We start from the raw sequence: 20,870 nt of genomic DNA on the forward strand, positions 1-20,870 counted from the left end.
CATGACCGGCGACACGTTCCAGGACAGCACGACCACGTCCACCCCCACACCGGAGCCCACCGGCCGCTGATCACCGGTCCGTCGAGCGCGGCGCCGCGAGGGCCTCTTACGTCTGCGGCCAGGGCTGCAGCACTGGCCACCAACGCAGAACGCCCACCCCGCCGTACGGCGGGGTGGGCGTTCTGCGTTGATACCCGCGCCGGGAGACCCGGGGCGTGACCGCTGACCGTCAGCCGGCCAGGGTCTCCTCCTCGATCTGCGCCTCACGCTGGGAGTCGGCGATGTAGCGGTCGACCGAGACGCGGGACAGGCGGGTGGAGTACGCCAGCGCCATGATCGCGGCGGAGAAGATGAACGTGACGATGAACGCGCTGCCGAACTGGATCACGTTGCGCCCACCGTCGTAGTTGCCGAGGTAGGACATCAGCGCCAGGCCACCGAGCCACGGCACGTACCAGAGACCGGACACCCAGTCCCACTCCGGCTGCTGGCCCCGCACGGCGTTGACGGCGTACATCACGCCGAGCAGCACGACACCGAGCAGCACTGCCATGAAGAGCTTCTCGTTGGTCTTCCAGCCGGTCCAGTAGACGATCAGGTTGGCCGACCAGAACGCGAGGAAGGCCAGCACGTGCGCTCCGGGCAGCCGGAACGAGCGCGGGTGGTCCGGCAGCTGCTTGCGGAAGGCCAGCAGCACCAATGGCCCGGAGCCGAACGACAGCACGGTCGCGGAGGTGATGAAGCCGACCAGCTGCTGCCAGCTCGGGAAGGGCAGGAAGAGGATCAACCCGACGACGAACGCGAGGACCATGCTGATGAGCGGTACGCCGTTCGACGTCGTCTTCGCCAGCGCCTGCGGCGCGTTGCGGTTGCGCGCCATCGCGAAGGAGATGCGCGAGGTCACCGTGGTGTAGATCAGACCGGTGTCGGCCGGCGAGACCACCGCGTCGATGTAGAGCAGGGTGGCCAGCCAGCCGAGACCCAGCACGCTGGCGATGGCCGCGAGCGGGCCGAAGTCGTCGGTGAAGGACACCTTGCCCCAGCCGTGCGCGAGATCGGACGGGGAGAGCGAACCCACGAAGGCCACCTGCAGCAGGACGTAGATCACGGTGGTCAGCAGTACCGAGCCGATCACTGCGACCGGCACGTTGCGCTTGGGGTTGTCGGTCTCGCCGGCGAGCTCGATGCCCTGCCGGAAACCGAGGAAGGAGAAGACGATCCCCGAGGTCGAGATCGCGGTGAAGACCCCGTGCCACCCCTCGGGCCTGAAGCCGTGGGAGGTGAAGTTGTGGGGGCTGAACTTGGTGACCAGGAAGGCCACGATCACCAGGGTGATGATGCCGAGCTTCCACCACACCAGGACGTTGTTGACGCGCGCGAACCACCGCACGCCGAAGTAGTTGATGACCACGAAGACGGCCATTGCGATCACGGCGACACCGAGTCCCAGGCCGGTCAGGGTGTGGACGACGGCACCGTCGACCGTGTGCTTCTCGGTGAACGCCGCGTACTTGGTGGCGTAGGTGAGTGCGCCCTCGACCTCGATCGGCGCGACGGCCATGCACGCCACCCAGGTGATCCACCCGGTCATGTAGCTGGCGAACGACCCGAAGCCGATGTGCGGGAAGCGCACGACGCCGCCGGACAACGGGAACATCGTGCCGAGCTCGGCGTAGCAGAGGCCGATCAGCAGGATCATCACTCCGCCGAGGCCCCACGAGATGACCGCGGCCGGCCCGGCCTCCTGCGAAGCGTTGAGGGCACCGAAGAGCCACCCCGATCCGATGATGGATCCGACGCTGGCGAAGAGGAGGCCGACCACGCCGACGTGCCGCTTGAGGTGCGGATCACCACCGTCGGCGGTGTTCGTCGTGGGTTCGGCGGCTTTGTTGGGGGAGGCCATGGGCCACCTTCCGGCCCGCTGGGGGCATTGTCGATAGGAGTGCTATAACCGTCGCAGGCTACCGACCGACCGCGCCGCGACGACGCCGGGACCGGAAGAAATCGGTCAGCAGCCCAGCGCACTCCTGCTCGCGTACGCCGCCCACGCAGGTCACCTTGTGCGGCGACGGGTTGCCACGGATGACGTTCCACGCGCTCCCGCAGGCGCCGGCCTTCGCGTCGTACGCGCCGAAGACGATCCCGGACAGACGCGACTGCATCACCGCGCCGGTGCACATCAGACACGGTTCGAGCGTCACCACCAGCAGGCAGTCGTCGAGTCGGTAGTGGCCCAGATGCGTTGCGGCAGCACGGATCGCGAGCATCTCGGCGTGCGCGAGCGGATCCTTGTCGCCGACCCGCAGATTGAGCCCGGAGCCGATCACCTCGCCATGCGGATCGAGCACGACGGCGCCGACGGGCACGTCGTCGGTGAGCAGCGCCTCGCGGGCGCGGAGCAGCGCCAGTCCCATCCACGCGTCGTACGGCGGCTCGGGAGCGCCAGGGAAGCCTGCCGTCACGCCGTAGAGTCTGGGCCATGCGTGTCCAGGTCGCCAATCACCCGCTCATCGCACACAAGCTGACGTATCTGCGCGACGAGCGGACCGACAGCCCGACGTTCCGACGGCTCACCGAGGAGCTGGTGACGCTGCTCGCGTACGAGGCGACCCGCTCGGTGCGCGTGGAACCGTTCGAGATCAACACCCCGGTCTCCCCCGCCACCGGCATCAAGCTGTCGACGCCGAAGCCGCTGGTCGTGCCGATTCTGCGCGCCGGGCTCGGCATGCTGGAGGGGATGGTGCGACTGCTGCCGAGCGCCGAGGTGGGCTTCCTCGGGATGCAACGCAACGAGGAGACCCTCGAGGCCATCACCTACGCCAACCGGCTGCCGGACGACCTGTCCGGTCGGCAGTGCTACGTGCTCGACCCGATGCTCGCGACCGGCGGCACCCTCGCCATGTCGATCCAGTACCTGGTCGACCGGGGCGCGGACGACATCACGGCGGTCACCCTGCTGTGCGCGCCGGAGGGCATCGAGGCCCTCGACGACCAGCTGCGAGAGCTGGACGTGCCGGTCACGCTGGTCACCGGCGCCATCGACGAACGGCTCAACGAGAAGGGCTACATCGTGCCGGGCCTCGGCGATGCGGGCGACCGGCTGTACGGCGTGGTCTGAGCCCTGCGGACACCTAGGCGCTGGTCGCGACACTCCCGGCGGCGGCAGACGGTGTCGTCACACGCGTCACTCCTGTCACACTGGCTCATGAATCGTGCCGCACGTCCCGTCGGCACCCACGCACTTCCGGAGGACCGATGGCCACCGACAAGGTGAAGAAGATCGTCATTTGGGCGGTCTTCGTCTTCCTCCTCTACGCGATCTTCACCGACCCGCACCACTCGGCCGGCATCGTGCACAACATCTGGAGCATCCTGCAGTCCGGCGTGCAGCACATCGGCGACTTCTACCACGACATCCTGCACTCCTGATCGCACATGGACGGGGTGGCGTCGGGCGCCGAACGGGCGATGGGGCGCTATCTGCTCGACGGTGAGCGGATGGTGGTGGCGGTCCACCAGCACTGGTCCCGTGTCGCCGGGGTCGTCGCCGGCACGGTGGCCGGACTGCTGCTCGTCGTGGCGATCGGGTTGATCACCCCCGCGAGCGCCGGGCTCGTCTCCGACCTCGCATGGTGGCTCTGGCTGGCGCTGCTGGTCTACTGCCTGGTCCAACTGCTGCTGTGGCGCCACGACTGGTTCATCGCGACCGACCGGCGCCTGCTGCTGACCTACGGCCTGGTGTCGCGCAAAGTGGCGATGATGCCGCTGGCGAAGGTCACCGACATGTCGTTCAACCAGTCGGTGTCCGCGCGGTTCCTCGGTTACGGCACCTTCGTCATGGAGAGCGCGGGACAGGACCAGGCGCTGCGGCAGATCGACTACATCCCCGACGCCGACATGCACTACCGCTCCATCTGCGCCGAGATCTTCGGCGAGGAGGAATCGGTCGACGAGGACAGCAACGAGCCGCAGCACCACCATCGCTCGCTCGACCCGGTCGATGCGACCGATCCGTACGGCATCCCGGTGCCCGTACGCCGGCCGGTACGTTCCGGTTTCGAGGACCGGCCACCCCCGGACTACGGCGCGAACCGTCGCCGCGTCGTACGCGCCGCGACCGTGCTGTCCGACGACCCGGAGGCCAGCTGGTCGGTCAGCCGCGAGGACGCGCCGCCGCCCCAGCGCGTCCGCCCGCGCCATGACCGGCGCACGGACGACGACCGACCGTGAAACACTCCTCGCTGCAACGATCCGCGCAGCGATGCAGCAACACCCAGGAGTGAAAAAGGTATGGCGGTCCGGCCGATCACGATCATCGGGCACAAGGCGCTGCATCAGCCGACCCGGCGCGTCCGGGAGGTCACCGACGACGTGCGCGAGCTGGTGGCCGACATGTTCGACACCCTGGAGGCCGCGGACGGTGCGGGCCTGGCCGCGAACCAGGTCGGGGTGCGACTGCGGATCTTCGTCTACGACTGCGCCGCAGACGACGACGTGGTCCAGCGCGGCGTCGTGATCAACCCGGTGCTGGAGAAGGGCACCGTGCCCCCGGGCGATCCGGACCCGGGCGAGCTCGAGGGCTGCCTCTCGGTGCCCGGTGAGCACTTCCCCACCGCGCGCTCGGACTGGGCGCGGGTCACCGGCACCGACCTGGACGGCAACGAGGTCGTCGTCGAGGCGCAGGGCGGCACGCTGGCGCGCTGCCTGCAGCACGAGACCGATCACCTGGACGGCAAGCTCTACGTCGAGCGCCTCACCCCGACGTACCGCACGCAGGCCCGGGACGCGGTCAAGTCCCGCGGGTGGGAGTCCGCGCGGATCACCAAGTGGGATCCGCTGCAGCAAGAGGCCGAGGACGTCTGAGCGGCATCGCAACGGCCCGGCATAGGGTGCGGGCATGCGCGCCCAGGAGATCTCCGCACCGCACGCCTTCCACGCCGAAGGGCCCTGCTGGGACGTCGAGTGGGGCGGGCTGAAGTACGTCGACATGCTCGCCGGCGACGTCCTCGCGCCACGCCCGGACGGCGGAGTCGACCGGGTGCACGTGGGCAAGGTCGCCGCCGCGCTGCGACCCCGCGGAGCCGGCGGCGCGATTATCGCCACCGAGCGCGGCTTCGCCCTCGCGAGCGCACCGGACCTGTCCGACGTGCAGCAGATGCAGCCGCTGTGGAGCGACCCGGGCATCCGCTTCAACGACGGCGGCTGCGACCCGATGGGCAACTTCTACTGCGGCACGATGGCCTACGGCCAGACGCCCGGCGCGGGTTCCCTGTATCTCCTCACCTCCGACGGGCTCGCGTCGCAGGTGATCACCCACCTCACCGTTTCCAACGGGATCGGCTGGACCGGTTTGGGAGACAGGGGTTTCCACAACGACACCCCGACGCGGGTCGTGTCGACCTTCGACTGGTCGCCGGACGGGATCACCGACCGCCGACCGTTCGTCACGCTGCCGGAGGACCTGGCCGGCGACCCCGACGGACTGTGCGTCGACGAGCAGGGCGGGGTCTGGGTCGCCCTCTACGGCGGCTCCGCGGTGCACCGCTACTCCCCCGAGGGTGAGCTCGACCACGTCGTCGAACTGCCGGTGACCAACGTCACCGCGTGCACCTTCGGCGGCGACGGGCTGCGCACGCTCTACATCACCACCACCAGGGAGAACGTGCCTGACGGTGAACAGCCCCTGGCCGGAGCGGTATTCGCCTGCGAGCCCGGCATCGGCGGCCTCCCTGCCCGGCCGTTCGCGGGCTGAGGCATCCGGCGTACGCCGATGGGTGGTCGGCGGGCCGCCGATTTCCGCTGTCGAGAGCGAGCAGGTAACGTACCTCTCCGGTGAACGGGCCGTCCTGACGCGCCCACACCAGCACCCGTAGCTCAACGGATAGAGCATCTGACTACGGATCAGAAGGTTGGGAGTTCGAATCTCTCCGGGTGCACGCTGTGTTGAGATAGTAGAACGGCCCCGATCGCGTGAGAACGCCGGTCGGGGCCGTTTCTTTCCGCGCGGGCCAGCGGCGCTGCGGTCATTTTCCTGCACCGGGCGGCGGGCGTTTTCAGGCGGCTTCGGACGGGGACCGCTCCGGTGGGCTTCCGCTGCGTGGCTCGGTGCGTGGGGCAGCGGCCGCGCGGTCACTTTCCTACGCCGGCTGGCGGCAGCCAGGTGGGGTATCGGCCGCCCGGTCACTTTCCTACGCGGCGGGCAACCCGGTAGCGGCCGGCGGGGCGAGCGTGCCCTTCCAGGCACCTGAAGGCGTCACCGGACTGCGAAACCGGCCCACCCGACCGGGCGATGAGGTGGGCTATGGGCACGGCGGTCACTTACCTGCACGCGCGTACGGCAGCCCGGTGGGTTATCGACCTTGCGGTCACTTTCCGATGCCTACGGACGACGCCACACCGAACCGTGACCTCGATGTGCTTGACAGTCAACGGCTTTGCGCGGACTGTGAGGTGGCTCACACTTCGACAGATAGGGCTCCAATGGCCTCGTCCAGCGCAGCATCCCCCGCCGCACGCTCGGCACCCCGCACCGGCAACCCCCTCGTGCACCGTCAGTTGGCCAAGTACCCCGCCACCGGGCAGCGCATCGCCTACCTCGCGATCACGGTGGCCGCGACGGTCGTCCTCTACTACGAGCTCTACATCCCGGGCGCCGTAGCGACGCAGATCATCACCAGCTTCAACATCAGCTTCAACCAGTTCGTCTTCATCTCGGTGATCGGCAACCTGGTCGGTGCGTTCGGCTCGCTCGCGGCGGGTCTGGCCGACCGGTGGGGCCGGGCCAATCTGGTGGTGGTCGGGCTCTTCCTCACCGGACTGCTGGTCACCTTCGCTCTGCCCCATGCGCCGAACGGCACCGTCTATCTGCTCGAGTTCGCGGTGCTCTCCCTCGTCGAGGGCATGATCCTCGTGGCCACCCCGGCACTGATCCGCGACTTCTCCCCCCAGCTCGGACGCGCGTCCGCCATGGGCTTTTGGACCCTCGGCCCGGTGCTCGGCTCCCTGATGGTCACCGAGGTCTCCAGCCACACGCTGGGATCGCATCCGGACTGGCAGTTCCAGTTCTACGTGTGCGGCATCGTCGGGCTGGTCGTGGCGGTCATCGCGCTGCTCTTCCTGCGCGAACTGTCCCCCGGCCTGCGCGACCAGCTGATGGTCTCGATGCGTGACCGGCAGCTGATCGAGGCGCGCGCGGCCGACGTCGACGAGGCGCAGGTGCATCAGGGCCAGTGGCGTCAGATGATGAAACTGGACGTCGTCGGATCGGCGTTCGCGATCAGCATCTTCCTGATCTTCTACTACATCGCCGTCGGCTTCTTCGTCGTCTACTTCGCGACGATCTTCGGCTACACGCCCGAGCGCGCCAACTCCCTGGCCAACTGGTACTGGCTGCCCAACGCCATCGCCCTGGTGGTCGCCGGGTTCATCTCGGACAAGCTGGGCGTGCGCAAGCCGCTGATGATCGTCGGCTCGGTCATCAGCGTCATCGCCCTGGTCGTCTTCGCCATGAAGGCGACCTCGTCGGGCACGTCGTACGAGACCTTCCGCACGCTGCTCATCATCATCAGTGCCTCGCAGGGCATGACCTACTGCGCGTGGATGGCCTCCTTCACCGAGACGGTCGAGAAGCACAACCCGGCCGCCACGGCGACGGGTCTCGCGACGTGGGGCTGGACACTGCGGATCATCGTGTGTCTGACACTAATCGGGTTCGGCGCGGCGCTCCCGGCGACCTCGGTCCTGGTCGACAAGGGTGCCAAGGTGCAGGAGCTGGCGGCGGAGTACAAGACGCAGCTGGGGACGGTGAAGGGCATCACTCCGGCCAACCTGGCTGCGCTGGAGAAGGATCCGACGTCATCGAGTGCCGGGGCGGCCGCCGTGGGCGACCTGGTGAAGTCCGGGACCGCGAAGTCCCCGGCGGACGCCGTATCGCAGCTGAAGTACCTCGGCGCGCACCCGATCAAAGCCGCCGACTCGGCATACCTGCAGAAGAACGGCGACAAGGTGCAGAAGGCGGCGAAGGACAGCCCCGGTCAGTGGAAGCGCTGGTGGCTGATCTGTGCACTGGCCGATCTGCTCTTCATCCCGTTCGTCTTCCTCATGGTCGGCCGGTGGAGTCCGCGCAAGGCGCGCGAGGACGCCGCCCGGCACGAGGAGTTCGTGCAGGCCGAGATGGCCAAGCTCGAAGGGGCACGCACCGCCTGAACACCCCACGAAATGAGCGCGTGAAGAGGCCGGTTCGTCGTCACACCGTGATGACGGACCGGCCTTTCGCATGTCCGGCCCGGCTGGCGTCCTGGGCGTCGGCGGCCTGCTCCAGCGAGAACGTCTGCTCGACGGGAAGGCTGAACTTCCCCGCCTCGAACAGCTGCGCCGCCTCGGCGTACGCCGCCTCCTGGGCGGAGCCGGACGTGGAGACCTTCGCGCCCTTCTCACCCGCGCCGAAGTCGGCGATGGACAGCACCTTCTGCGGGTCGCCGGTGAGCTCGATCAGCTCGTCGATCACCCCGGAGCCCGCGATGTCGAGGGCCGCGTCGACCCCGTCCGGCGCGAGAGCGCGCACCCGCTCGACGAGGCCGTCGCCGTACGTCGTCGCCGTCGCGCCGAGCCCGCGAAGGTAGTCCTGGTTCTTCTCGCCGGCGGTGGCGATCACCGTGATGCCCCGGTCGACAGCGAACTGGACGACCGATGAGCCGACACCCCCGGACGCGCCGCTCACCAGGAGCGTCTGGCCGGTCTGGATGCCCACCTCCCGCAGGATGCGCAGCGCCGTCTCGACGGGGACGGGGTAGCCCGCCGCCTCCTCGAACGACAGCCCCTGCGGCTTCGCGGCCCAGTGATCGAGCACCACACGCTCGGCGTACGCGCTCGCCCCGGAGCCGAACACCGCATCGCCCACCGCGACGCCTTCGACGCCCTCGCCCACCTCGTCGACCACGCCGGCCGCGTCCGCCCCGGATCCGGCGGGCAACTGCAGAGGCATCAGGTCCTTCATGTAGCCCTCGCGCATCTTCCAGTCCATGGCGTTCACCCCCGCAGCTCGCGTCGCGATCCGGATCTGCCCCGGCCCTGCGTGCGGATCGTCGACCTCGGTGACCGAAAGGACTTCAGGGCCGCCGTACTCGGAGAACTGAACAGCTTTCATCGCATTGCTCCTCCTGTCGCGGCGCACCACTGTGGACCGCGGAGCGCTCCCCCGGTGCAACCTCCGGTCACCTCTCGTTAGTCCCCCCTCGAGCCAGGTCGAGAATCTTTCGTCAATAATTATTGACATCCAGATCAATGTCATGTTTAGTTGACGCATGGACACGACTCAGGACCCGGCCGCCGCGGCCGCAAGCACCAATCCGGCACAAGGTCTGGCCGCGATCCGCGCATTGCGGACGCTGGCCGATCGACTGGAAGAGGTGCAGGTGCGCAATGCGCGGGACCAGGGCTGGAGCTGGCAGGCGATCGCCGACGTCTTGCACGTCAGCCGCCAGGCCGTCCATCAGAAGCACGCTCGGAGTTGAGCTGCTTTCCACCGATTTTGAAGGAGCACAACATGTTTCACCTACGAAACTCTGATGTCGGCATCGCCATGATGCAGGCCCACGACGTGGCAGCGGAGCTCGGACACTCCGAGGTCGGCCCCGACCACATCCTGCTCGGACTCACGACCAACCTGCGCTCCCCCGTGGCGCCGTTGCTCGCCGAGCATGGACTCACCTATCCGGCTGCGAGGGACATCCTCACCGCCCAGCACAGCGGGGAAGCAAGTGATCCTGACAACGACAGCGATGACGATGGTCCGCAGACCGCGAACCTGGACGACGACCGGGACGCCCTCGCCTCGATCGGCATCGACCTGGACAAGGTGACCGAGGCGGTCGGCGAGGCGTTCGGTGAGGACATCACCCGCGCCTGGGGCCGGCGCCGTGAGCGCGCCGAGCGGGACGACCGTCGCGGCCGCCGCGACGAGGATCGCCCCCGTCGCGGCCCCGGTCCGGGCATGCCGCCGACCGGTCCCGGCTTCGGCGGGTTCGGGCGCTTCCCGAATTCGGAATGGTTCGCGGACTTCCCGGACTTCCAGGAGTTCAACCCGTTCGGCGGTCCACGTGGCCGCGGGCGCCGGGGTCCGCAGAGCCGCCGGTTCGGCCGCGGGCCTCGCCCGTCGGAGGCGACCGTGCGCATCTTCCGCGACCTGCGGGCGCAGGCACAGGAGGCGCGCGCCACGGCGCAGGACGACGACCGGCAGTCCGGTCGCACACAGTTCCACGCGATGTTCCGCGCCGAGCACATCGTGCTCGCCATCCTGCACTCCGACGATCCGGCGACCCGGGCGATGGTGTCCGCCATGACGGACGTGGACCGGCTGCGCACCCAGCTGCACGAGCGACTGGCGGCCGATTCCGCCGCCTGACCCCGCACGACAGGTCGGCCCGCCGCCCGACAGTGACGCCGGGCCGACCTGTCGCATCTCCGTCGAGTCACGTTGGGGCGCCTTCGAGGTTGGGCCCCTGCACCACGGGTACCGATGTTCTGGCACTGCTGCGGGTCGCCCACTCCGGGAGGCTCCACCGCAGTAACCTGCGACGGGGTCTGACGACCCCGCGAGCGGAGGACCACCATGCTGGGTTTGCCAGAGAACATCACCACGTGTCTCTTCGACCTGGACGGTGTCCTCACCGACACGGCGAGCGTGCACCGCACGGCGTGGAAGGAGACGTTCGACGCGTTGCTCAAGGCGCGCGACGGTGACGGCTACACGCCGTTCGACATCGCCGGCGACTACAACGACTACGTCGACGGCAAACCGCGCGAAGACGGTGTCCGCGACTTCCTGAAGTCCCGCAACATCGACCTGCCCGACGGCAGCCCAGACGACCCGCCCGACGCGAACACGGTCTACGGGGTCGGCAACCGCAAGAACGATCTCGTGCAGGTCGCCATCAAACGCGACGGCGTGAAGGTCTACGACGGGTCGCGGCGCTACCTGCAGCAGGCGCAGGCGGCAGGCCTGCAGCGGTACGTCGTCTCGTCGTCGGCCAACACCGAGATGGTGCTCGACGTGACCGGTCTGGCGCAGTACGTCGAAGGTCGCATCGACGGCAAGACGCTTGCGCAACAACACATCAAGGGCAAGCCGGCGCCCGATTCCTTCCTCGCCGGCGCGAAGCTCGCCGGTGCGCCGCCGGCGCAGTGCGTCGTCTTCGAGGACGCGACGTCCGGCGTTGCCGCGGGCAAGGCCGGCCACTTCGGCTACGTCGTCGGCGTGGACCGGGTCGACCACGCGCAGGAGCTGCGCGAGCACGGCGCGACCGTCGTGGTGAAGGACCTGTCCGAGTTGCTGGATTCCACGCCGACCGATGGAGATGCACCCGCGTGAGCACCGACTACGAGGGCTTCGTCGTCGAACCCTGGAGGATCCGCGAGATCGGCATCGCACCGGACAACTTCGCGCAGGCCGAGTCGATCTTCGCGCTCGCCAACGGTCACATCGGCGTCCGCGGCAACCTCGACGAGGGCGATCCCGCCGGGCTGCCCGGCACCTACCTCAACTCCTTCTTCGAGACCCGGCCCCTGCCGTACGCCGAAGCGGGGTACGGCTACCCCGAATCGGGACAGACGGTCGTCAACGTCACCAACGGCAAGCTGATCCGGCTGCTCGTCGACGACGAGCCGTTCGACATGCGGTACGGCACCATCCGCCACCACGAACGCACCCTCGACCTGCGCACGGGCGTGCTCACCCGTGACGTGCTGTGGGAGTCCCCGGCGCGCCGCATCATCCGGGTCCGCTCCAAGAGGCTGGTCTCCTTCACCCAGCGCTCCATCCTGGCGATCTGGTACCAGGTCGAGGCCGTCGACAAACCGCTACGCGTGGTGATCCAGTCCGAGATGGTCGCCAACGAGGAGTTGCCGGTGACCTCGGCCGACCCCCGGGTGGCTGCCGCGCTCGAGCGCCCACTGGTCTCCGAGCAGCACCTCGCCGGCGTCACCCGCGCGCAGCTGATCCACAGCACGCGGCGCAGCGGGTTGAGGATGGCGGCCGCGTGCGACCACGAGCTGCACGGCGATCACGACTACGAGCCCAACACCTTCATCCAGCCGGACTGGTCGCGGATGACCCTCGGTGCGCACCTCGACCCGGGCGAGACGCTCGGCCTGACGAAGTTCGTCGCCTACGGCTGGTCCTCTCAGCGCACCCTTCCGGCGTTGCGCGACCAGGTCGACGGCGCACTGTCGGCGGTCGTGAACACCGGCTGGGACCAGCTGGTCGCGGAGCAGGAGGGCTATGTCCAGGAGTTCTGGGACGGCGCCGACGTGCAGGTCGACGGCGACGAGACCGTCCAGCAGGCAGTGCGGTTCGGCCTGTGGCACGTGCTGCAGGCAGGTGCCCGCGCCGAGGGCCGCGCGATCCTCGCCAAGGGCCTCACCGGACCTGGTTACGACGGGCACGCGTTCTGGGACACCGAGCAGTTCGTCCTGCCGGTGCTGACCGCCACCGCTCCCCTGGCGGCACGCGACGCCCTCACCTGGCGCCAGTCGATCATCGACCTCGCCTCGGAGCGGGCCACAACGCTGAAGCTGCACGGGGCGGCGTTCCCCTGGCGCACCATCCGAGGCCAGGAGTGCTCGGCGTACTGGCCGGCGGGCACGGCCGCGTTTCACATCAATGCCGACATCTCAGTGGCCGCCGCGCGGTACGTCTTCTGGACCCAGGACGAGGAGTTCGACCGCGACGTGGCGCTGCAGCTGCTCGTGGAGACCGCCCGGCTGTGGACCGACCTCGGCTACCACGGCGACGACGGCAAGTTCCACATCGACGGCGTCACCGGTCCGGACGAGTACTCCGCGGTCGTGGCCGACAACACCTACACCAACCTGATGGCGGCGCTGAACTTCCGCTACGCCGCCGACACCGCCGAACGCTGGCCGCAGGAGGCCCTGGCCCTCGGTGTGACGAAGCGCGAGATCGCCACTTGGCGCGCCGCCGATGAGGCGATGGCCATGCCGTACGACGTCGAACGCGGTGTTTACCAACAGGATCGAGGCAGCACTGAGCGCGAGGTGTGGGACTTCAAGGGCACGGCGAACAACAACGACTATCCGCTGCTGCTCAACTATCCCTACTTCGACATCTACCGCAAACAGGTCGTCAAGCAGGCGGACCTGATGCTCGCGATGCACTGGTGCGGCGACAACTTCACCCTCGAGGACAAGGCCAAGGCCTTCGCGTACTACGAGGCGATCACCGTGCGCGACTCATCCCTGTCCGCGTGCACCCAGGCGGTCATCGCCGCCGAGGTGGGTCACCGGGAGCTTGCGCACGACTACCTGACCGAGGCCGCGCTGATGGACCTGCGCGACCTGGAGCACAACACCGGAGACGGCGTGCACGTCGCGTCGCTCGCGGGTGCGTGGCTGGCGCTGGTGTGTGGTTTCGGCGGGATGCGCGACCACGGCGGCAAGCTGTCGTTCGCGCCCGCGTTGCCGAAACGGTTGTCCCGACTTGCTTTCGCGATCCGGTGGCGCGGTTGCAAGGTGCGCGTCACCGTGCACCCCGACCACGCGGTCTATGAGCTGGAGGACGGCGTGCACGGCTACACCGAGCTCTCGCACTACGGCGAGATGTTCACGCTCACCACCGATGAACCGGTCACCCGGGACATCACCCCGGTGCAGCCGATGACCCCCCGCCCGACGCAACCGGCCGGCCGGGAGCCCATCACCAGCGAGTGACAGAGCGACCACGTGTGTCGCCCTGTCACCGACTCAGTTCGCGGTACCGCCCGGGTTCGGCACGGTGCCGCCGTCAAGGGCGGCGATCCCGCCGGTGCCGGTCGGCACTCCGTCGACGGGCGAGCCGTACTCCGGGGTGTACTTCTGGCTGTTGCGGAAGGTGTCGACGAACTTCTGCATCCGCGGGTCGGTGGGGCTGCTCACCCGCAGCTGGTGACCCCACGACGACAGCACGATCGGCGACGGCAGCGAGTTCGAGGCCCACGGGGTCAGGTCGATGTAACGGTTCTTCTGCCCGCTGATGCCCTGCTGCTCCAACGCCGGTTCGGCGATGAGGGACTGCTTCGTCACGAACGCGACCAGCTGATTCACCTCGGACGTCGGCAGCTTGGGGTCGTAGGTGATCCAGATCGCCCCGTGCTCCAGGTTGTGCACGGCGCGCTCGTTGGGCACCGGCTTGGTGTAGATGCCGGCATTCATCCAGGTCGCGTTGTGCGGGCCGCCGATCGGCGGCGTCACGGCGTACGCCACGGGTCCGGGGACGTGGTCGTGTCCCACCGTGCCCGAGTTCGGGGTGCCCGACGCGGGGTACCCGGCGGTATTCCAGGCGAGGACCCCGGAGATGCCCGAGTCGTCCTCGACCTGAGCCGGTTTCGGCTGCGTCGTCGTCTGACCGGTCACCGCGGACGGCAGCACCTGCCTGCCGTACTTCGGCCCCCCGGAGGCACCCGTCGACGTCGTACTGCTGCTGCCGCTCGAGCGGGTGCCCACGTAGGTCGCGACGCCACCGATCACGACGATCAGCACGACCGCGATGACCACCGGGATCAGCCACCCGGGGCGGGACTTCTGTTGCTTCTTCAGCGCCGCCAGTTTGGCGGCGCGGTCGGTCGACGTGGGATCAGGCATGTGCTCGATCCTAGGTCGGTCAGTTCTTGGTGCCCGACGGGTTGGGCTGCACACCGCCGTACCGCGCGGCGACACCCCCGGTCCCGGTCGGTATGCCGTCCACCGGCTCGTTGGTCTCGGGGCTGTAGGGCTTGCGGTGCCGGAAGGTGTCGACGAAGCGCTGCATCCGCGGGTCGGTGGCACTCGTCACACGCAACTGGTGCCCCCACGACGACAGCACGATCGGCGAGGGCAGCGAGTTCGAGGCCCACGGCGACAGGTCCATGAAGCGGTTCGCCTGACCGGAGACCTTCACGCCGCCCTGACCCTTCGGCTCGGGGATCAGGCTCTGCCGCCCGACGAAGGCGACCAGCTTCGCGACCGTGCTCTTCGGCAGCTTCGGGTCGTAGGTGATCCAGATGGCACCGTGCTCCATGTTGTGCACGGCGCGCTCGCTGGGCACCGGTTTCGTGTAGACACCGGCGTTCATCCAGACGATGTTGTGCGGCCCACCGGCGGGCGGCGTCATCGTGTAGGTCACCGGGCCGCGAACGTGCGACAGGTGCACGGCCTTCCCGTCCTGGGTCGCCAAGGTCATGTACTGCCCCTGATCCCACGCCAGGACGCCCGGGATGCCGGAGGTGTCCCGCACCAGCCGCACCGGGTCCTGGATAGTGCGGACGCCGGTGGGCGTGCTGGGCAGCACCTGCTTCGTCGCGGCGGGACCGTCGTCACGGGTGAGCCACCACCCCAGGGCCGCGGCGATCACCAGCACGACCACGATCACCCCGGCGACGACGGCGATCCGGGTCCTGCGGGCGGACTGCGGATGCGTGGTCATACCGCACCCTAAGCACGGGCAGCGCCGTACGGGCGGCCGCGCACCCTCGCGCACTACAGTCGGGCCGTGTCCACCTGGAGGTCGCGGATCCGTACGCACCCGGCGCATCACACGCCACCGGTGTCGACGCAGGACGCCCCCGAACGGGTCCTGCAACCCGACCGCAACTCCCTCGGCACGTCGCATCCGGAGGGCGTCGAGGGGACCGTCGTAGAGCGCGCCATCTATCTGCACGGCGTACGCCAGGCCAATCCGCACAGCTTCCGGGCCGTCGTGCACCGGCTCGCCGAACCCGACCAGGCCGTCGCATGGGTGGGGCTCGCGAACGCCGCGCCCGAGGAGATCGAGCAGGTCGCGCAGATCTTCCACCTGCACCCGCTGGCCGTCGAGGACGCGATCGTCGCGCACCAGCGACCCAAGATCGAGCGCTACGACGACACGCTCTTCGTGGTGCTCCGGCCGGCGACCTACGACGACGACACGGAGACCGTGCATCTCGGCGAGCTGCACCTGTTCATCGGACCGGACTTCGTGGTGACCGTCCGGCACTCCGACGAGCCGCGACTCGCGCCGGTCCGGAAGCGGATGGACAACGACCCGCACCTGATGGCCCTCGGGCCCGAGGCGGTGCTCTACGCGGTCCTGGACTTCGTGGTCGACGGTTACGCCCCGGTCATCGCCGGTCTGGAGAACGACATCGACGAGATCGAGGAGCAGGTCTTCGAGTCCGACCCGGCGGTGTCACGGCGTATCTACGAGCTGTCCCGCGAGGTGCTCGCGCTGCAGCGGGCGACCAAGCCGCTGCTGGACATCCTCGAAGCACTGAAGAGGGGTCACGAGAAGTACGGCGTCGACGAGGAGCTGCGTCGCAACATGCGCGACGTCGCCGACCACGCGACCGGGGTCGCGGAGCGCGTCGACGGCTTCCGGCAGACCCTGATGTCGATCCTGTCGCTCAACTCCACCCTCGTCGCGCAGACCCAGAACGAGAAGATGACGCGGCTGGCAGAGACGGCCAATCAGCAGTCCGACCGGGTCAAGTCGGCCTCCTCGTGGGCGGCGATCCTCTTCGCTCCCACTGTGATCGCGGGCATCTACGGGATGAACTTCGACAAGATGCCCGAATTGCACTGGTACTGGGGATACCCCATGGCCATCGGGCTGATGGTGCTCACCTGCACCACGATGTACATCGTCTTCCGTCGCCGCGACTGGATCTAACCGACCTGTTCCCCCGACCGAAGAAGTCGGATTTTGTTGATTCGACGGTGCATTGCGTCGGCTTCGTCGAGACCCCCCGCGGGAAAGCGACACAGGTCACCGAACGTGTGACGGGGGTCACATCTGAGCGCTCTTCGCCCGTTGGGCGGCCCGCTCGGGGCCGGGTTACGTTCGACAGCACCGCATCCGCCCGGCGTACGACGCCGCGCAACCCGACCGCTCGGTCGACGCGCCATGGCCCCCCGTGCGATGCGGCGTACGAACAGCGACGAACACCTACGAAGGACGGTCACATGACTTTGGACGCACCCGAAAAGTCCGGCACGACGCACGCAGGACTGGCGAGGTGGGTCGCCGAGGTCGCTGCGCTGACGACCCCGGACGAGGTGCGCTGGGTCACCGGCTCCGCCGACGAGTGGACCGAACTGACCGACAAACTCGTCGCCGCCGGCACCTTCACCCGGCTCAACGAGGACATCAAGCCCAATTCCTTCCACGCGGCGAGCTCCCCCGAGGACGTCGCACGGGTCGAGGAGCGCACCTTCATCTGCAGCCGCGACGAGAAGGACGCGGGGCCCACCAACAACTGGATGGACCCGGAGCAGATGAAGGACCTCATGCGCGGCCTCTACCAGGGGTGCATGAAGGGCCGCACGATGTACGTCATCCCGTTCGTGATGGGTCACCTCGAGGCCGACAGCCCGATGTTCGGTGTGGAGATCACCGACAGCGAGTACGTCGTGGTCTCGATGCGCGTGATGGCGCGCTGCGGCACCAAGATCCTGGACCGCATCGAAGAGCTCGGCGACGCGGCCAAGTACGTGCCCGCCCTGCACTCGCTCGGCGCCCCGCTGGCCGACGGCGAGCAGGATGTGAAGTGGCCGTGCAACGAGGAGAAGTACATCGTGCAGTTCCCCGAGGAGCGCACGATCTGGTCCTACGGCTCGGGCTACGGCGGCAACGCGTTGCTGGGCAAGAAGTGCTACTCGCTGCGGATCGCCTCGGCCATGGCGCGCGACGAGGGCTGGCTGGCCGAGCACATGCTCATCCTCAAGCTCATCTCGCCCGAGCAGCAGGTCTACTACGTCGCGGCGGCGTTCCCCAGCGCCTGCGGCAAGACCAACCTGGCCATGCTCAAGCCGACCATCCCCGGCTGGACCGTGGAGACCCTCGGTGACGACATCGCGTGGATGCGGTTCGGCAAGGACGGGCGCCTGTACGCCGTCAACCCCGAGTTCGGCTTCTTCGGCGTCGCACCCGGCACCAACGAGCACACCAACCCGCACGCGATGACGACCATCAACAAGGGCAACTCGGTCTTCACCAACGTCGCGCTCACGGACGACGGCGACGTGTGGTGGGAGGGTCTGGAGAACGAGCCCGCGCACGCGATCTCCTGGAAGGGCGAGGACTGGACGCCGGACTCCGGCGAGCTGTCCAGCCACCCGAACAGCCGCTACTGCACCCCGATCGAGCAGTGCGACATCCTCGCGGACGAGTACAACGACCCGCAGGGTGTCCCGATCTCGGCGATCCTCTTCGGCGGGCGCCGCAAGACCACGGTGCCGCTGGTGACCGAGTCGCGCGACTGGCTGCACGGCACGTTCATGGGCGCGACCCTGTCGTCCGAGACGACCGCGGCCGCGAAGGGCGAGGTGGGCGTCGTGCGCCGCGACCCGATGGCGATGCTGCCGTTCATCGGCTACAACGCCGGCGACTACTTCCAGCACTGGGTCAACCTCGGCAAGGACGCCGACGCCACCAAGCTGCCGAAGATCTTCTACGTCAACTGGTTCCGTCGTGACCAGGACGGTGGCTTTCTCTGGCCGGGCTTCGGGGAGAACTCCCGCGTGCTCAAGTGGGTCATCGAGCGCATGGAGGGCAAGGCCGCCGCGGTCGAGACCCCCATCGGTCACGTGCCCACCCCGGAGTCGCTCGACGTCGAGGGCCTGGACATGACCGCCGCCGAGCTGGAGGCCGCGCTCGCGGTCGACCCGGAGGAGTGGAAGGCCGAGATCCCCCAGATCGAGGAGTGGTTCGCCAAGTTTGGCGAGACGCTGCCGACCCAGCTGCAGATCGAGCTGGATGGTCTGAAAGCCCGCCTCGGCCTGTAGTCGCAGGTCGTTCTTCCATCGAGCGGAGTGGTCCGCGCGCGAGTGCAGGGTGTCGTCCCCGCCGCTCGACGCCGGACCACTCCGCTCGATGTCGGTAGGGCGACTTAGGGTTGCCTTATGAGCCCGAAGAAGCCGCGTCGCCAGCACGTCCTGGAAGTCATCGCCCGCGAGCAGGTCACTCCGCACGTCGTCCGCGTGCGGTTCGGTGGAGCCGACGTCCGGGCGATGGCCGCCGAGCGCCCCGACGCGACCGACAGCTACCTCAAGCTGCTCTTCCCCGACCCGGCCCTCGGCCTCGTCCCGCCGTACGACCTGGACGAGTTGCCGCGCGAGCACCAGCCGGTCCGTCGCACCTACACGATCCGAACTTGGCACGCCGACGGCACCATCAGCATCGACTTCGTCACGCACGGCGACCAGGGCATCGCGGCGCCGTGGGCGATGAACGCGCAGCCCGGTGACCTGGTCGCGGCGAACGGGCCGGGCAGTGGCTACCGGCCGAGCGGTCAGGCGTCCTGGTACCTGCTGATCGGCGACGACTCGGCGCTGCCTGCGATCAGCGCGGCGCTCGAAGCGCTGCCGACCGATGCCCGCGGCCAGGTGGTCGTCGAGGTCGACGCGGCGGCTGACGAGTTGCTGCCGCAGGCCCCGGCCGGAGTCGCCATCCAATGGCTGCATCGCGACGGCGCCACCCCCGGCGAGGGGTCCCTGCTGCCGGACGCCGTGCGTGGCCTCGACTGGCCGACCGATGGCGTCGAGGTCTTCGCGCACGGCGAGCGGGAGTCGATGAAATCGTTGCGGGACATCCTCTTCCGCGACCGGGCACTCCCCCGGGAGTCGGTCAGCCTGTCGGGCTACTGGGCCTTCGGACGCACCGAGGACCGCTTCCAGGCCGAGAAGCGCGAGCCCATCGGGCAGATCGGCTGACGCCATGGCACTCGAGCGTCCCCTCGTACGGCTGAGAAACCATGCAGCGGCGCTCCGTTGGTTCACCGAGCACCAGCACGACACCGACGCGGTCTTCATCGCGATCGGCAAGAAGGGCGGGTCGGTGCCCACCCCGACGTACGACGAGCTGGTCGAGCTCGCGCTCATGCACGGCTGGATCGACGGGCAGGCGGGCCGCTTGGACGACGACTGCTACCGGCTCGCGTTCTCACCGCGCCGGGCGCGCAGCCCGTGGTCGCAGATCAACCGACGCAAGGCCGAGGCACTGATGGCCGCGGGTCGGATGACCGCGACCGGCCTCGCGGCTGTGGAGGCGGCCAGGGCGAACGGTCGGTGGGACGCGGCGTACGCCGGCCAGAGCGACTTCGAGCTGCCTGATGACTTCGTCGAGGCGCTGGCCGCGAACCCGCGGGCGGAGGCGTTCTTCGCGACGCTCAACCGGACCAACCACTTCGCGGTCTACTACCGGGTCAACGACGCGAAACGACCCGAGACCCGGGCCCGTCGGATCGCCGCGTTCGTGGAGCAGTTCGAGCGCGGCGAGGCGATTCACTGACGCGGCACCTCGACGGTGTGCACGCTGCCGTTCTCGATGGGATCCCACTGCACATCGCGGTGGCTGCGAGCGGCCAGCACGGCGCGGGCCACCCGGATGGTGTCGCCGTGGCTCACGATGACCAGATCGCGCACCCGCGGCGAGGTGGCGCGCAGCTCACGTGCGGCGAACCGGCGGAACCGTGCGGCGACGTCCTGCGTACTCTCGCCCCCGGCCCACCGCACCTCGCTCACGTGCTCGCCCGGTGGCGTGGGCTCCGGGTGCAACTGGTCGGCCGTGCGCCCCTCCATCGTGCCGAGATGCTGCTCGCGCAGCGCCTCGTCGTACTGCACCGGCACCCGCAGAGCGCGACCGATGAGCTGGGCGGTGCGGGCGGCGCGTACGAGGTCGCTGCTCCACAGCACGACGCGGCCATCGACTCGTCGCATGAGAGTCTGCGCAGCGGCAGCCGCCTGCGTCCGGCCGAGGGGGGTGAGGTCGGGGTGGACCGTCTGACCCTGGATCCGGTGGGCAAGGTTCCAGGTCGACTCCCCGTGCCGCACCAGGTGCACCCGTAGGGTCTCGGTCGGCATCGGCA

20 protein-coding genes and 1 tRNA gene are annotated in these 20,870 nt (G+C 68.7%); 15 read left to right on the forward strand and 6 right to left on the reverse strand.

Going from position 1 to position 20,870, the window contains the following annotated elements; all coding sequences use genetic code 11:
• Nucleotides 1-229 precede the first annotated feature (229 nt).
• Nucleotides 230-1,903 (reverse strand): APC family permease, encoded by a 1,674-nt coding sequence (locus JOB34_RS00510; RefSeq protein ID WP_208050897.1) that lies wholly within the window; start codon nucleotides 1,901-1,903, stop codon nucleotides 230-232.
• Nucleotides 1,904-1,961: 58 nt separating this feature from the next.
• On the reverse strand, nucleotides 1,962-2,462 hold the full coding sequence (locus JOB34_RS00515; RefSeq protein ID WP_347813671.1) for a nucleoside deaminase: 501 nt from the start codon (nucleotides 2,460-2,462) through the stop codon (nucleotides 1,962-1,964).
• 17 nt (nucleotides 2,463-2,479) lie between these two features.
• Here JOB34_RS00515 and upp point away from each other — a divergent pair, with 17 nt between their 5' ends.
• The 7 genes from upp to JOB34_RS00550 all read left to right on the forward strand — a co-directional run bounded on the left by upp (nucleotide 2,480) and on the right by JOB34_RS00550 (nucleotide 8,205).
• Entirely contained in the window at nucleotides 2,480-3,118 is a 639-nt protein-coding gene (upp, locus tag JOB34_RS00520) for a uracil phosphoribosyltransferase (protein WP_179478523.1), read from the forward strand.
• A gap of 137 nt (nucleotides 3,119-3,255) precedes the next feature.
• The gene (locus tag JOB34_RS00525) at nucleotides 3,256-3,429 is read left to right on the forward strand and encodes a hypothetical protein (protein ID WP_208050898.1); all 174 of its coding nucleotides are present in this window, start codon (nucleotides 3,256-3,258) and stop codon (nucleotides 3,427-3,429) included.
• 6 nt (nucleotides 3,430-3,435) lie between these two features.
• Nucleotides 3,436-4,230 carry a PH domain-containing protein gene (locus JOB34_RS00530; protein ID WP_208050899.1) on the forward strand — a complete coding sequence of 265 codons (795 nt, stop codon included), beginning with the start codon at nucleotides 3,436-3,438 and terminating at the stop codon, nucleotides 4,228-4,230.
• 60 nt (nucleotides 4,231-4,290) lie between these two features.
• On the forward strand, nucleotides 4,291-4,863 hold the full coding sequence (def, locus tag JOB34_RS00535) for a peptide deformylase (RefSeq protein ID WP_179478517.1): 573 nt from the start codon (nucleotides 4,291-4,293) through the stop codon (nucleotides 4,861-4,863).
• 34 nt (nucleotides 4,864-4,897) lie between these two features.
• Nucleotides 4,898-5,752 carry an SMP-30/gluconolactonase/LRE family protein gene (locus JOB34_RS00540; protein WP_208050900.1) on the forward strand — a complete coding sequence of 285 codons (855 nt, stop codon included), beginning with the start codon at nucleotides 4,898-4,900 and terminating at the stop codon, nucleotides 5,750-5,752.
• Between the two features lie 111 nt (nucleotides 5,753-5,863).
• Nucleotides 5,864-5,936: transfer RNA gene (locus tag JOB34_RS00545), tRNA-Arg, on the forward strand.
• 544 nt (nucleotides 5,937-6,480) lie between these two features.
• Complete coding sequence (locus JOB34_RS00550; protein ID WP_208050901.1) at nucleotides 6,481-8,205, forward strand: MFS transporter; 1,725 nt, start codon at nucleotides 6,481-6,483, stop codon at nucleotides 8,203-8,205.
• A gap of 40 nt (nucleotides 8,206-8,245) precedes the next feature.
• Here JOB34_RS00550 and JOB34_RS00555 read toward each other — a convergent pair whose 3' ends face one another.
• A complete protein-coding gene (locus tag JOB34_RS00555; protein WP_208050902.1) occupies nucleotides 8,246-9,145 on the reverse strand; it encodes an NADP-dependent oxidoreductase in 900 nt (299 codons plus the stop codon).
• 157 nt (nucleotides 9,146-9,302) lie between these two features.
• Between JOB34_RS00555 and JOB34_RS00560 the strand changes: the two genes are divergently transcribed.
• The 4 genes from JOB34_RS00560 (at nucleotide 9,303) to JOB34_RS00575 (ending at nucleotide 13,725) form a co-directional block, all read left to right on the forward strand.
• Entirely contained in the window at nucleotides 9,303-9,512 is a 210-nt protein-coding gene (locus tag JOB34_RS00560) for a helix-turn-helix domain-containing protein (RefSeq protein WP_179478511.1), read from the forward strand.
• A 32-nt stretch (nucleotides 9,513-9,544) separates the two neighbouring features.
• On the forward strand, nucleotides 9,545-10,402 hold the full coding sequence (locus JOB34_RS00565; RefSeq protein ID WP_208050903.1) for a Clp protease N-terminal domain-containing protein: 858 nt from the start codon (nucleotides 9,545-9,547) through the stop codon (nucleotides 10,400-10,402).
• 207 nt (nucleotides 10,403-10,609) lie between these two features.
• Nucleotides 10,610-11,368: a beta-phosphoglucomutase family hydrolase gene (locus JOB34_RS00570; RefSeq protein WP_208050904.1), complete on the forward strand. Its 759-nt coding sequence runs from the start codon at nucleotides 10,610-10,612 to the stop codon at nucleotides 11,366-11,368.
• Nucleotides 11,365-13,725 (forward strand): glycoside hydrolase family 65 protein, encoded by a 2,361-nt coding sequence (locus JOB34_RS00575; protein ID WP_208050905.1) that lies wholly within the window; start codon nucleotides 11,365-11,367, stop codon nucleotides 13,723-13,725. Before JOB34_RS00570 ends, JOB34_RS00575 begins: the two co-directional genes overlap by 4 nt.
• 33 nt (nucleotides 13,726-13,758) lie before the next feature.
• Here the strand turns inward: JOB34_RS00575 and JOB34_RS00580 are convergent, their stop codons facing one another.
• On the reverse strand, nucleotides 13,759-14,634 hold the full coding sequence (locus JOB34_RS00580; RefSeq protein ID WP_208050906.1) for a DUF3105 domain-containing protein: 876 nt from the start codon (nucleotides 14,632-14,634) through the stop codon (nucleotides 13,759-13,761).
• A 19-nt stretch (nucleotides 14,635-14,653) separates the two neighbouring features.
• Nucleotides 14,654-15,454, reverse strand: a complete 801-nt coding sequence (locus JOB34_RS00585; protein ID WP_208050907.1) for a DUF3105 domain-containing protein — start codon at nucleotides 15,452-15,454, stop codon at nucleotides 14,654-14,656.
• A 150-nt stretch (nucleotides 15,455-15,604) separates the two neighbouring features.
• Between JOB34_RS00585 and corA the strand changes: the two genes are divergently transcribed.
• From corA to JOB34_RS00605, 4 genes are all read left to right on the forward strand, one after another.
• Entirely contained in the window at nucleotides 15,605-16,675 is a 1,071-nt protein-coding gene (gene corA, locus JOB34_RS00590; RefSeq protein WP_208051124.1) for a magnesium/cobalt transporter CorA, read from the forward strand.
• A gap of 293 nt (nucleotides 16,676-16,968) precedes the next feature.
• Nucleotides 16,969-18,789 (forward strand): phosphoenolpyruvate carboxykinase (GTP), encoded by a 1,821-nt coding sequence (locus JOB34_RS00595; RefSeq protein ID WP_208050908.1) that lies wholly within the window; start codon nucleotides 16,969-16,971, stop codon nucleotides 18,787-18,789.
• A 117-nt stretch (nucleotides 18,790-18,906) separates the two neighbouring features.
• Nucleotides 18,907-19,716 carry a siderophore-interacting protein gene (locus JOB34_RS00600; protein ID WP_208050909.1) on the forward strand — a complete coding sequence of 270 codons (810 nt, stop codon included), beginning with the start codon at nucleotides 18,907-18,909 and terminating at the stop codon, nucleotides 19,714-19,716.
• Nucleotides 19,717-19,720: 4 nt separating this feature from the next.
• Complete coding sequence (locus tag JOB34_RS00605; RefSeq protein ID WP_208050910.1) at nucleotides 19,721-20,293, forward strand: YdeI/OmpD-associated family protein; 573 nt, start codon at nucleotides 19,721-19,723, stop codon at nucleotides 20,291-20,293.
• Here JOB34_RS00605 and JOB34_RS00610 read toward each other — a convergent pair.
• Nucleotides 20,287-20,865: a histidine phosphatase family protein gene (locus tag JOB34_RS00610; RefSeq protein ID WP_208050911.1), complete on the reverse strand. Its 579-nt coding sequence runs from the start codon at nucleotides 20,863-20,865 to the stop codon at nucleotides 20,287-20,289. The genes JOB34_RS00605 and JOB34_RS00610 overlap by 7 nt on opposite strands.
• Nucleotides 20,866-20,870 lie beyond the last annotated feature (5 nt).

Origin of the sequence: Allobranchiibius sp. GilTou38 (genome assembly GCF_017565325.1) — a bacterium.
GTDB lineage: Bacteria > Actinomycetota > Actinomycetes > Actinomycetales > Dermatophilaceae > Allobranchiibius > Allobranchiibius huperziae.

Coding starts and splice junctions, on each gene's coding strand:
- JOB34_RS00510 (WP_208050897.1), bottom strand. CDS start 1,903: ATGGCCTCCCCCAACAAAGCCGCCGAACCCACGACGAACACCGCCGAC.
- upp (WP_179478523.1), top strand. CDS start 2,480: ATGCGTGTCCAGGTCGCCAATCACCCGCTCATCGCACACAAGCTGACG.
- JOB34_RS00525 (WP_208050898.1), top strand. CDS start 3,256: ATGGCCACCGACAAGGTGAAGAAGATCGTCATTTGGGCGGTCTTCGTC.
- JOB34_RS00530 (WP_208050899.1), top strand. CDS start 3,436: ATGGACGGGGTGGCGTCGGGCGCCGAACGGGCGATGGGGCGCTATCTG.
- def (WP_179478517.1), top strand. CDS start 4,291: ATGGCGGTCCGGCCGATCACGATCATCGGGCACAAGGCGCTGCATCAG.
- JOB34_RS00540 (WP_208050900.1), top strand. CDS start 4,898: ATGCGCGCCCAGGAGATCTCCGCACCGCACGCCTTCCACGCCGAAGGG.
- JOB34_RS00550 (WP_208050901.1), top strand. CDS start 6,481: ATGGCCTCGTCCAGCGCAGCATCCCCCGCCGCACGCTCGGCACCCCGC.
- JOB34_RS00555 (WP_208050902.1), bottom strand. CDS start 9,145: ATGAAAGCTGTTCAGTTCTCCGAGTACGGCGGCCCTGAAGTCCTTTCG.
- JOB34_RS00560 (WP_179478511.1), top strand. CDS start 9,303: ATGGACACGACTCAGGACCCGGCCGCCGCGGCCGCAAGCACCAATCCG.
- JOB34_RS00565 (WP_208050903.1), top strand. CDS start 9,545: ATGTTTCACCTACGAAACTCTGATGTCGGCATCGCCATGATGCAGGCC.
- JOB34_RS00570 (WP_208050904.1), top strand. CDS start 10,610: ATGCTGGGTTTGCCAGAGAACATCACCACGTGTCTCTTCGACCTGGAC.
- JOB34_RS00580 (WP_208050906.1), bottom strand. CDS start 14,634: ATGCCTGATCCCACGTCGACCGACCGCGCCGCCAAACTGGCGGCGCTG.
- JOB34_RS00585 (WP_208050907.1), bottom strand. CDS start 15,454: ATGACCACGCATCCGCAGTCCGCCCGCAGGACCCGGATCGCCGTCGTC.
- JOB34_RS00595 (WP_208050908.1), top strand. CDS start 16,969: ATGACTTTGGACGCACCCGAAAAGTCCGGCACGACGCACGCAGGACTG.
- JOB34_RS00600 (WP_208050909.1), top strand. CDS start 18,907: ATGAGCCCGAAGAAGCCGCGTCGCCAGCACGTCCTGGAAGTCATCGCC.
- JOB34_RS00605 (WP_208050910.1), top strand. CDS start 19,721: ATGGCACTCGAGCGTCCCCTCGTACGGCTGAGAAACCATGCAGCGGCG.
- JOB34_RS00610 (WP_208050911.1), bottom strand. CDS start 20,865: ATGCCGACCGAGACCCTACGGGTGCACCTGGTGCGGCACGGGGAGTCG.